Source organism: Oligella sp. HMSC05A10, from assembly GCF_001808335.1.
GTDB lineage: Bacteria > Pseudomonadota > Gammaproteobacteria > Burkholderiales > Burkholderiaceae_B > Oligella > Oligella urethralis.
Window position 1 is genome coordinate 1 of the sequence record NZ_KV792922.1, and the last position, 3,660, is coordinate 3,660.

Annotated in this window: 1 protein-coding gene; it reads left to right on the forward strand. The window is 39.3% G+C overall.

All coding sequences use genetic code 11. The annotated features are described in order from the left end of the window. The first annotated feature begins 463 nt into the window (after positions 1-463). On the forward strand, positions 464-3,646 hold the full coding sequence (locus HMPREF3144_RS05530) for an AAA domain-containing protein (protein WP_070476878.1): 3,183 nt from the start codon (positions 464-466) through the stop codon (positions 3,644-3,646). Positions 3,647-3,660: the final 14 nt, after the last annotated feature.

A 3,660-nucleotide genomic window follows, 5' to 3' on the forward strand; every position in this document is an offset into this window, starting at 1 on the left:
TTTTCCACTCATCGGTGTTTCGATTTTAGGGGAGATTACCGATTCAGTGCAGTTGATTCACGGTCGTTAAAACGATGTCTTGTATAACAGGTTACTGTTGTATTCATACCTTGGCTACAGAGTAAGATGATTTACTATCAAAGCCAAGCAATGAATACTACCGTTTGCTGTAAAACTCTGTGTACAAATGTCCCTCTTTGGTACCTGTTATTTTAAGAGCATAAAGAAAGTCGCTACAGAACTAATCACGCAACACTCACGACACCATCTGTCAATCCTGTAATGAACGAACAGTCGGTTGAGTTTTTTTCAGTGCCTGTGCCAAATCATAATTGAGCTGCTTGAATACTACTTTTTAGCCTATTTAAACAATAACTAAATAACAATGCTTCAACACATACCCTCTCTGCTATCATAAGCACTTTGGCCCTTATCACCCTATTTATCACTTTAAACTTGGTCTATGGAAACTAGAACTAAAAACTTATTAACGTATTGGCAACGTATTGTTAAATTTGAACCGATCACGATCAAAATTCAGAAATATGGTCCCACCCGCTCTTCTCATTGCGAACTTCGGAGTGACTCTTTTTTATCCATTCCTCTAAGACCAAGATCACCTGATGAAGCGTGTTATTTTGAAGAGTTATGTGCGGCCCAGGACAAGTCTCAAGACCAAGCAAAAAAATTACAGTTTGAACTTATTTTAGGGCAAATCTCACATAACGCACTTTATCAACTCATCAATGAAAAACTACCTGAAGAAAAGCAGATTGAGTTAATTGATAGGGAGCAAGGTGAAAGTTTTCTATTTTATTTACGCCTAGATAGCGATGGTTACTACGTAGATAACACCTTTAAACTGTCCGAGTTTTTGCATGCCATGTGCAGCATGATTCATGATAGCTTACCCCGCGCACAAGAAATTTCGGACAATATACCAGCGCATCTTCTACCCAAAGAAGAAGTAATTAAGCCAAGCCATTTAGAACAAATATTGCATTATATTTTAGAGCAACTGAAGATTAGCAACTGGGCATCACAACTCAGCGTGGATAAGTATGGTAATGAAGACTGGCAAATTTGCTTAGGCTTATTTGAACCAGGTTCAAATAAGCAAGAAGCTATTTTTCAGATGGATTATTATTCAGACGATCTAGCAATGCTACAAAAGTCTGAGCTGCATAATCACTACCTACAAAATTTAATCCTTGCCAAGCCAATCCATCAACGCTATCAAATCGATAATAATCCTGACTATTTAATCGAACATACCTCAGCCAAAAAACACTCAGCAGGTAAATGGCCATCAAAGCACAACCCTACTTTAATGCAAAAAGTGGCTATTAATATCGCAACTCAGGCTGAACCGCCACGTGTGTTTTCAGTTAATGGCCCTCCAGGCACTGGCAAGACGACTTTACTTAAAGAAATTGTGGCTAACGCGGTCGTAGAGAAAGCCAACATCATTCGTAATCTATTAGATAAAAACGGTAACGGTCACAAACTAGATCGAAAAGAAACACAATCAACCGTTTCATTTAACAAATACTTTTATGAAATTCCAGACGAATTAAAAGCCCACTCAATCATTGTTGCTAGTAACAATAATGCCGCTGTCGAAAATATATCCAAAGAGCTGCCCTTAGCTAAAGAACTTAGTGCCGATAAAACTTATACCAATCTTTTTGACACCGGTCTACATGAAGAAATTTATTTTACTAAGCTAGCAAAAGAGCTTTTTGAAGATCTAGGCGAAGATGTCTTTGGTTTAATTGCTGCTCCTTACGGAAGAAAGGAAAACATCAATAAAATCCTGAAAATTCTGCCAGGAATATATGATCGTTTTGATGAGTTTAGCTATGGCTTAGCACAAAAACCAGACCTTGCAGACGCTAAAGCTTCATTCGTCACGGCTCTGAATCAATTTGAACGAATCAAAGACACTATGGATTTAGAAATCACTGAGTTTTTAAATCATCAGCATGAATTGACAGAAGCCCAGGCATTAATTGCAGGTACGGACCATGAACAAATAAAAATTACTATTAAAGAGCATAATGAGCAAGTTGAATATATAAAAACAAGATTGCAACGTCATCTTCTTGAACTTGAATACATAAAAAATCAACAACAAAATAATTCGACTTCAAGCAATTGGCTAAGTAAGCTCTTATCACTATTTTTTAGAAAAAAACCGCAATGCACTACGGATGATAATGAGACCTTTAAATTACTCCTCACACAAATTAAAGAGCTAGAAGCTAAGCATGACAGATTAGAAGCTCAGCTTAAGCTACTGAAACGACAAAACAACTCACACGAAAAAGTGATTGCGCTTCAACTCAAACTCACAGAACTTGGCAAAAAACCTATTTTCCAAGGCTTTACGAGCCTTAGCAATGAGTTTAGAGAACAGCTCTTTGAAGAAAAGTCGCAAATGCTATGTCCTTGGGTTAATGATGAATTTAATGAAGCCAATGAAAAATTATTTCATGCGGCCCTGCAGCTGACCAAAGCTTTTGTTTGCCATAATGAGCAAATTTTTCAAAACTTAAAACGCTTTGTCGCTATTAATGGAGGAGAAAATACGGGTTACACCGAGGTGGAAAGGAGCCAAGTTCTACTTGAGGGATTTCATAGTTTAAATCTCTTGATCCCCGTTTTATCAACCACCTTCGCCTCGGTGCAGAACGCCTTTAGAGGTATTGGGATGAATCAATTAGGCCTTGTGATTATTGATGAAGCAGGTCAAGCCACCCCCTTTTCGGCACTTGGTCTCTTATATCGTTCGAGACGCTGCATAGTAGTTGGTGATCCCTTGCAAGTTGAACCTATCATCAGTACCCCACCTAGCTTAAATCGCTGGGCCTATAACCTTTTAGGCTTACAGCAAAATCACACTGAATTTAAAATTGCCGGTCGAACCTTAAGCCATGCCTCCGAAGCTCTTTCGATACAAGTCATGGCAGATGCTTGTAATCCCTTCTATGGTGAAATTGCCGGCACCACTGTCGGTTGTCCGCTAGTAGTGCATCGACGCTGCCTCTCACCTATGTTTGATATTTCAAATGCCATTTCATACGATAATCGGATGATTAATCAAGCCATGCCTAAAGACAAAGTATTTGCACTTGAACAAAATGCATGGATTCAGGACGCAGGGCAAAAAAGTGGCGAACAAAATCACTTCGTAAAATCTCAAGGGGAAAAAGTTTTGCAACTGATTGGAGATGCACGTTTGCGCTTAGCTGCCGAAGGCGAAAATATATTTGAAGAAGGCAAGCTTTATGTTATATCACCCTTTAAAACAGTGGCTAATGCTATTAAAAACATCGTTAGAAGTGCCTATAGCAACGATGAGTCTGCGCGTTCTTGGTGTGAGAGCTCAGTAGGTACCGTACACACCTTTCAGGGTAAAGAAGCCGAGTGCGTGATCATCGTCCTAGGATCTGACAAAAAATCTGAGGGGGCTGCTATGTGGGCTTCCTCACAAGCTAATATACTTAATGTCGCCGTCACTAGAGCCAAGTATCGCCTAGTGATCATTGGTGACCGTGACTTATGGGCAACAAAACCTTATTTCGATGTAGCGTATGAAAAACTAGTTGATGCGACTACGAACGTACTCTCTATGTCAGGATAGTTGTCACCCTCTAA